7 protein-coding genes are annotated in these 6,892 nt (G+C 64.1%); 3 read left to right on the top strand and 4 right to left on the bottom strand.

Annotated features, from left to right (window positions below; translation table 11 throughout):
• Both FJ956_RS05555 and FJ956_RS05550 read right to left on the bottom strand, forming a co-directional pair.
• On the bottom strand, positions 1 to 862 hold an 862-nt coding region (locus tag FJ956_RS05555; protein WP_140781950.1), incomplete at its 3' end, for a site-specific tyrosine recombinase XerD.
• Positions 863 to 872: 10 nt separating this feature from the next.
• A complete protein-coding gene (locus FJ956_RS05550) occupies positions 873 to 1,025 on the bottom strand; it encodes a hypothetical protein (protein WP_042643428.1) in 153 nt (50 codons plus the stop codon).
• 293 nt (positions 1,026 to 1,318) lie between these two features.
• Between FJ956_RS05550 and FJ956_RS05545 the strand changes: the two genes are divergently transcribed.
• From FJ956_RS05545 to FJ956_RS05535, 3 genes are read left to right on the top strand one after another with little or no spacing between them, the layout of a single operon-like run.
• Positions 1,319 to 1,948 carry a shikimate kinase gene (locus FJ956_RS05545; RefSeq protein ID WP_140679593.1) on the top strand — a complete coding sequence of 210 codons (630 nt, stop codon included), beginning with the start codon at positions 1,319 to 1,321 and terminating at the stop codon, positions 1,946 to 1,948.
• Positions 1,945 to 3,090 carry a 3-dehydroquinate synthase gene (gene aroB / locus FJ956_RS05540; RefSeq protein WP_140679598.1) on the top strand — a complete coding sequence of 382 codons (1,146 nt, stop codon included), beginning with the start codon at positions 1,945 to 1,947 and terminating at the stop codon, positions 3,088 to 3,090. The genes FJ956_RS05545 and aroB overlap by 4 nt, the downstream gene beginning before the upstream one ends.
• Entirely contained in the window at positions 3,087 to 3,983 is an 897-nt protein-coding gene (locus tag FJ956_RS05535) for a transporter associated domain-containing protein (RefSeq protein ID WP_140679601.1), read from the top strand. Before aroB ends, FJ956_RS05535 begins: the two co-directional genes overlap by 4 nt.
• A gap of 26 nt (positions 3,984 to 4,009) precedes the next feature.
• Here FJ956_RS05535 and FJ956_RS05530 read toward each other — a convergent pair whose 3' ends face one another.
• Complete coding sequence (locus FJ956_RS05530; RefSeq protein ID WP_140679603.1) at positions 4,010 to 5,554, bottom strand: SpoVR family protein; 1,545 nt, start codon at positions 5,552 to 5,554, stop codon at positions 4,010 to 4,012.
• A gap of 11 nt (positions 5,555 to 5,565) precedes the next feature.
• On the bottom strand, positions 5,566 to 6,876 hold the full coding sequence (locus FJ956_RS05525) for a YeaH/YhbH family protein (RefSeq protein ID WP_140679605.1): 1,311 nt from the start codon (positions 6,874 to 6,876) through the stop codon (positions 5,566 to 5,568).
• Positions 6,877 to 6,892 lie beyond the last annotated feature (16 nt).

Raw genomic sequence — 6,892 nt, 5'->3', positions numbered from 1 at the left:
GCACATGGGTGCAGATCTGCGTGGTCGAGATGTCGGCATGGCCCAGGAGTTGCTGAACGGCTCTGAGGTCGGCGCCGTTCTGCAGCAGATGGCTGGCAAAAGCATGACGAAGCACATGCGGCGAGATTTTGGCCGCAGTTATCCCGGAACGCGCGGCCAACCCCTTGAGATCGCGCGCGAAAACCTGGCGGGAAAGATGCCCGCTGTCGGACGAGGCCGGGAACAGGAACGGGCTTTCGGCAAAGGCCGGGCGCTCGGCCCTGGCGGCAAGCCAGGCGCGCATGGCGGCTCGCGCCTTGGTCGAAAGCGGCACCATGCGCTCCTTGTCGCCCTTGCCGCGCACCATGAAGAAGCGGTCGTCGCGCAGCGCCACCGTCACCGGCAGGCCAACCAATTCGGAGACGCGCAGGCCGGTGGCGTAGAGCACCTCGACCAGCGCGTGCAGGCGCAACGCGGCCAACCTGTCGCCGTCCGATCCGGATTCGCCGGCTTCCAGGGCCGCCCGGTCGAGCAGACGGCCGGTCTCGGCCTCGCTCATCGTCTTCGGCAGCGGCCGGCCCTTGCGCGGGCTGTCCAGCGTGCCGGTCGGGTCGTCGCCGCGCAGCCCTTCGGCGTAGAGGAATTTGAAGAACTGGCGGATCGCCGACAATTTGCGCGCCTGCGATGTCGGCGCGAAGCCGCGCGCGGCGATGTCGTCGAGATAGGCGCGGATGTCGGCAGGTCCGGCGCCCGCCAGTCCGCCCTCGATCGTCTCGGAGGCGTCCTCCAGGTCGCGGCGATAGGAGGCGAGCGTGTTTTCCGCAGCGCCGCGTTCGGCGCTCATCATTTCGAGGAAGGCTTCTATGCGGGCCGCGCTTTTCATCTGGCCGGGATCAATTCTTCTTCGGATTGAGCTTCTCGGCAGGAATTCGAATGCTCATTTCCGCCTTTTTCGGCTCCACGAACATCGCCAGCGCGAACATCGCGCCATAGGCAATGCCTGCAAGAACGGCCAGCGTCACGACAAACCGAAACAAAGTCGGCATTCAAATTTTCGCCCGTCTTCTTGTTCTGCGTTTCCAAAGCCCTGTGCCCTTATGAGACGCCAATCCGGCCAATTCAAGGACGAAGGATTTGGCTCGATGCTGGTTTTGCAGGAAAAGCTTCTAAGCAGGCATTTGCGGGCAAGCCCACGAATGCCTGCTTAGGGATTGTTGTTTTTCGCAGGTTCTCTTCGCAAAACCGTGGGCCACTTTTGCGGAACCTGCTTAGGGACCTTTGTCCGGCCGCGCTTGACGCAAACAGGCTTTTGATGTCGATACGGCGCAAAGAGGCCCCGATGAACGCTCTGCCACCCAATCCGACGGACGAAGGCCGCGCCGCGCTGATCGAAACGCTCGGCAGCCGCTCGATCATCTTCGTCGGGCTGATGGGCGCCGGCAAGACGGCGATCGGCCGCAAGGTGGCGGCGATGCTTTCGCTGCCCTTCATGGACAGCGACCAGGAGATCGAAAGCGTCTCGCGCATGACGGTGCCGGAGCTGTTCGAGCGCTATGGCGAGCCGGAATTCCGCGCGCTGGAGCAGCGCGTGATCCTGCGCCTGCTGGAGAACGGACCGCAAGTGCTGTCGACCGGCGGCGGCGCTTTCATGAACGCGCAGACGCGCGAGGCGATTTCCGCGTATGGCGTGTCGGTCTGGCTGAAGGCCGATCTGGACCTGTTGATGGAGCGCGTTTCCAAGAAGCAGAACCGGCCGCTCTTGAAGAATCCCGATCCGCGCGGCGTGCTGGAGCGGCTGATGGGCGAGCGTTACCCGGTCTACGCCACCGCCGACCTGACCGTGCCGACCCGCGACGACCGCAAGGAGATCATCGCCGGCGAAGTCGTCGCGGCGCTCTGCACCCATCTCGGCGTCGACGCGATCGCGACAGGCGCTACAAGCGCCACAACCGACGAGGTGCAGTCGTGAGCGATGTCGAACCGGTGAAGGTCGAGGTCGGGCTCGGCGACCGCGCCTATGACATATTGATCGGCTCCGGGCTGCTGGCGCGCTCCGGCGAGGAGATCGCGCGCCGGCTTCCCGGAACCCGCGCGGCCATCGTCACCGACGAGAACGTCGCCGCCGCGCATCTCGACACGCTGAAGGCGGGGTTGGAGAAAGGCGGCATCCAGTCCGCCGTCATCGCGCTGCCCGCCGGCGAGAAGACCAAGAGCTTTGCCCATCTCGAAGAGGTGGTCGACGGCGTGCTTGCGGCAAAGCTCGAACGCCGCGACCTGGTGATCGCGCTCGGCGGCGGCGTCATCGGCGACCTTGCAGGCTTTGCTTCCGGCATCGTGCGGCGCGGCATGAATTTCGTGCAGATCCCGACCTCGCTCCTGGCGCAGGTCGATTCCTCCGTCGGCGGCAAGACCGGCATCAACAGCGCCCGCGGCAAGAACCTCGTCGGCGTCTTCCACCAGCCCAGGCTGGTGCTCGCCGACACCCAGGTGCTCGACACGCTGCCGATCCGAGAGTTCCGCGCCGGCTATGCCGAGCTCGCCAAATACGGGCTGATCGACCGCCCGGCCTTCTTCGCCTGGCTTGAGCAGAACTGGGGGCAAGTCTTCGCCGGCGGTCCCGCGCGGGTCGAGGCGATCGCCGAGGCCTGCCGCGCCAAGGCAGACGTCGTCGCCCGTGACGAGTTCGAGACCGGGGACCGCGCCCTGCTCAATCTCGGCCACACTTTCGGTCATGCGCTCGAAGCCGCCACGCAGTATGACGGTAGCCGGCTCGTCCATGGCGAGGGCGTCGCCATCGGCATGGTGCTGGCGCATCGTTTTTCGGCGCGCCTCAACCTGGCGAGCCCGGACGACGCGGAGCGCGTCGAAGCGCATTTGCGCGCCGTCGGCCTGCCCTGGCGGATGGCCGATATTCCAGGCGAGCTGCCGGATGCCGAGGCGCTGCTCGGCTTCATCACCCAGGACAAGAAGGTCTCGCGCGGCGCGCTGACCTTCATCCTGACGCGCGGCATCGGCCAGGCTTTCATCGCCAAGGACGTGCCGCCCTCGGAAGTGCTCTCCTTCCTCAAATTGAGCCATCCCGGACGGCTCAAGATGAGCCATCCCAGATGAGCAGCGCCGGCTGGATCGTCGCCGCCGTCCTCGCCGCCGTCGTAATCATGGCGCTTCTGTTGCGCGCCCGGCTGCTTGCCGCTTGCGGCTACGCGCTGCGGCCGATCGAGCCGCCGCAGCGGTCGGAGCGCAACGGCAAGGATGAAGACGGCGACGAACCCCGCCGCGAGGGCGCGGCTGCCGGTGAGGAGCGCAATCGGCTCGAGGGCCTCTTCGACCTCGATGAGCTCGAAGTGTCGGACGTCATGGTCCACCGCACCAATATGCGCTCGGTCAATGCCGACAATGCGCCCGAAGCGGTGGTGCGCGAGATCCTGCAGAGCCCGCACACCCGAATGCCGCTGTGGAAGGGCTCGCTCGACAACATCGTCGGCGTCCTACACGCGAAAGATCTGCTCAGGGCCCTCAACGAGGTCGGCAACGATTTTTCGCGGATCGACGTCATGAAGATCGCGGCCAAGCCCTGGTTCGTGCCGGATACCACCACCTTGCAGGAGCAGCTCAACGCCTTTCTGCGGCGCAAGGCGCATTTCGCCATCGTCGTCGACGAGTATGGCGAGGTCGAAGGGCTGGTGACACTGGAAGACATCATCGAGGAGATCGTCGGCGAGATCGCCGACGAGCACGACATCGACATGCAGGGCGTGAAGAAAGAAGCGGACGGCTCGGTCGTCGTCGAAGGCACGGTGCCGATCCGCGACTTGAACCGCGCGCTCGACTGGGACCTGCCCGACGAGGAAGCCACGACGATCGCCGGCCTGGTCATCCATGAGACGCAGTCGATCCCGGAGGAGAAGCAGGCCTTCACCTTCCACGGCAAGCGTTTCGTGGTGATGAAGCGGGACAAGAACCGCATTGCGAGGTTGAGGATACGTCCCGCCAGCGAAGGCTAAGGCGCGTTGATGTCAGGCGATGCCGCTCAAAGTTCCTTGGTCGAACGCTCGCTGAGCATCGCGCCGGTTCCAGCATCGATTGCCGCCAGGCTGACGTCATAGCCCCAAAGCCTGCGGATATGGCGCAGGGTTGCGTCGCGGCTCTGGGCCTCGAGCATGACGTCGTCCTTGACCTTGTGCTGGAGCCGCAAATGCCGGTCGCCCAGCAGGTCGACGTCAACCACCTGGATGTCGGGACGGCTGGCGCCGACATCGTAGCTTTGCGCGAGCGCCGACCGTATCTTGGCATAGCCGCGCTCATTGTGGATCGAGGCCACCTCATAGTGCGGCTCGTCGGCGCCGTCGGCGAGCACGAAGAGCCGCCATTTGCGGATCAGCGTCGGGCTCAGATATTGGCGGATGAAGGATTCGTCGCGGTGGTTGGCCCAGGCGTCGAGCAGGGTGTCGCGCCAGTCGCCGCGGCCGGCGATGTCGGGAAACCAGTCACGGTCCTCGGCGGTCGGCGCGGTCGAGATCCGCTGGATGTCCTGCATCATGTCGAGACCCAGCGCATAGGGATTGATGCCGGAAAAGCGCGGATCGTCATAGGCCGGCTGGAAGATGACGTTCGAGTGGTTGCGCAGGATCTCCAGCATGGCGCCTTCGCCGATGCGGCCACGGTCGAACAGCGTGTTCATGAGCGTGTAATGCACGAAGGTGGCGCAACCTTCGTTCATCACCTGGGTTTGCCGCTGCGGGTAGAAATATTGCGCGATGACACGCACGATCCTGACGATCTCGCGCTGCCAGGGCTCAAGCACCAGGCTGTTCTTCTCGAGGAAATAGAGCAGGTTTTCCTCCGGCAGATTGAGCGATTTCTTCCGCTCGGCAAGGTTCTCGTCCTCGGCTTCCGGCTTATTCTTTCCCTGCGGGGGCGGCAGCGTCCGCCACAGATCGTTGAAGGAGCGTTCCTCGTATTCGAGGCGCTCGCGCAACCCCTCGCGCTGTTGCTCCGATGACAGTTTCGGCGGGCGGCGGTAACGGAACACGCCTTGCTCCATCAGCGCATGGGCCGAATCCAGGATCGCCTCCACGGCGGCCAGGCCATGCCGTTCCTCGCATCGGGCTATGTAGCTCTTGGCGAAGTCCAGGTAGCTCAGGATGCCGCCGGCATCCGTCCATTGCCGGAAGAGATGATTGTTCTTGAAGAAATGATTGTGCCCGAGCGCGGCATGGGCGGTCACCAAGGCCTGCAGGGCCATGGTGTTTTCTTCCATGAGGTAGACGATGCAGGGGTTGGAGTTGATGACAATCTCGTAGGCCAGACCGCGAGCGCCCTTGCGGTAGAGAAGCTCGTCGTGGAGAAAACGTTTGCCGAACGACCAGTGCCGGTACATCAGCGGCATGCCGATCGACGAATAGGCGTCGAGCATCTGCTCGGAGGAAATGACCTCCATCTGCACCGGGTATATGTCGAGGCGAAGCTCTTCGCGGCCAATCGCTTCGATCTCGTCATAGACCCGGGACAGCTTGTTGAAATCCCAGTCGGACCCGGAAAACAGCAGTTCGGACTTGCGCGCCTGGCTAACCATTGCCGAAGCCCTCAAGCGCTCTTGAGCAGGCCAGGCTGCCTGGCGAAGAGCTCGCGGAAGACCGGGTATATGTCGGCCGGCGCGGCAATGCGCCTCATCTGGAAATTCGGCCATTTGCCGTCGACGGCGTTGTAGGCGCGCCAGAGCGACGTGCCGTTCTCGGTCGAGCCGAAAATGTGACTTTCTCGCTCATCGATGATCTCCACATAGGCGAAATACTGGCAAAGCCGCATGAGTTTGCGGTCGAGCAGTTCTATGCAGCGCTCGGAGTCGGTGGCAAAATTGTCGCCGTCGGAGGCCTGGGCGGCGTAGATGTTCCATTCGGAGGCCGGATATCGCTCTTCGATGATGCGATGCATCTCCTCGAGCGCCGTGGAAACGACGGTGCCGCCGCTTTGCGTGTGGTAGAAGAACGTGTGCTCGTCCACCTCCTTGGCCTCGTGGGTGTGGCGAATGAAGACGATCTCGGTGCGCTCGTATCGTCGCGTCAGGAACAGATGCAGCAGCACGAAGAAGCGTTTGGCCAGATCCTTCTCTCGCTCGCCCATCGATCCGGAGACGTCCATCAGGCAGAACATGACGGCACTGGCATTCGGCCGCGGCTGAGGGTCGAAGCGATTGAAGCGGATGTCGACCGGATCGACATAGGCTATCCGCCTGCGCCGGCGCTCCAGCCGGTCGAGCTCTTCGCACAGAGCCTCGATGCGTTCGCGTGCCTTTGCATTCGGCGGCCTGGATTCCAGCTCGGTGATCTGCCGGGCGATGGCGTCCACGTCAGCCTGCTTTGGACGCCTGAGCGCGATGCGGCGCCCGTGGCTGTTTCGCATCGTGCGCCCGACATTGATGTTGGTCGGCGCGCCGCTTGCCGCGAAGCCCGCACGCCTCGGCTTGAAGCTGAGTATCTGCTTTAGACTGAGCTTGACCAGATCCGGCAGTTCGAGGTCCTCGAAGAAAAGGTCGAGCACTTCCTCGCGTGACAGCACGAAGCGGAAGTCGTCCTCGGATTCCGTAGTCCCCGGAGCCGAGCCGTAGCCTCCGCCGCCGCCAGGCTTGTCGATAAGATCGCCAGGGCTGAACGTCCGGTTGCCGGGCAGGATGTGCTGGCGCCGGCCGCTTTCCTTGTCGTCGCCGAAGGTCGGTTCGCCGGTGCCCTTGCGAGGCATCGGCACGGCGTGCTCGCGGTCGAGTTCGCCGATGCCGCCGGCGCGGACCTTGTCGCGGATGCTGCGCTTGAGCTCTTCGCGGGCGCGCCTGAGGAAGCGCTGGCGATTGCCAAGGCTTTTGTCCTTCGGGTTCAGGCGGCGGTCGATGAAGATCGGCATGGAACCGTCCCGGCTT

It is taken from the genome of Mesorhizobium sp. B2-4-3, assembly GCF_006442815.1.
GTDB lineage: Bacteria > Pseudomonadota > Alphaproteobacteria > Rhizobiales > Rhizobiaceae > Mesorhizobium.
This window is presented reverse-complemented; position numbering and strand designations above follow the sequence as displayed.